This window comes from Streptomyces sp. NPDC058000 (assembly GCF_042886435.1).
In the GTDB taxonomy this organism is placed as follows: domain Bacteria; phylum Actinomycetota; class Actinomycetes; order Streptomycetales; family Streptomycetaceae; genus Streptomyces.
In genome coordinates this window covers 858-1,306 of sequence record NZ_JBHVQS010000140.1, presented here as the reverse complement: position 1 = coordinate 1,306, position 449 = coordinate 858, and the positions used below count along the sequence as shown (strand labels likewise).

Annotated in this window: 1 protein-coding gene; it reads left to right on the top strand. The window is 72.2% G+C overall.

Annotation, left to right across the window (positions count from 1 at the left end; genetic code table 11):
• A partial coding sequence (locus ACFVT2_RS43415; protein ID WP_390028026.1) for a hypothetical protein occupies positions 1-449 on the top strand: 449 nt, incomplete at both ends.

The window sequence follows — 449 nt, the reverse complement described above, 5'->3', positions numbered from 1 at the left end:
CGCCGAGAGCTCCCGCGCATCCTCGGGGAGGCGATCGAGCACCACCTGACACCGGGCCAGATCCTCTGGGAGAAGGTGGCCGGCGCCATCGTCCAGGAGCCCGCCGCGTGGGTGCAGTCCACGGTCCTCAACCCGCAGGCGTGGGGGGCCATGGAGGTCAAGCCGCGGCGCGTGCTCGGCTACGTCCACCAGGGCCAGGTGTACGTCTACGTCGCGACGATGGCCGAGCTGGTGAAGGCGGGCGGGATCGACTCCCCAGTGCCGGGCCTCCAGGAGCTGAAGCGGCGCGGGGTGCTGAAGACGACCGAGAAGGCGAAGTTGGCGTCCAAGCACGCCACCCGGGAGCTGCGCGACGCGCTGCCGGGCCGGGCGTACATCTTCGACCCCACGGCCGCCCAGGAGGCGTTCGCGGACCGCGAGACACCGCCGCAGGTGACCCCGGATCAGGC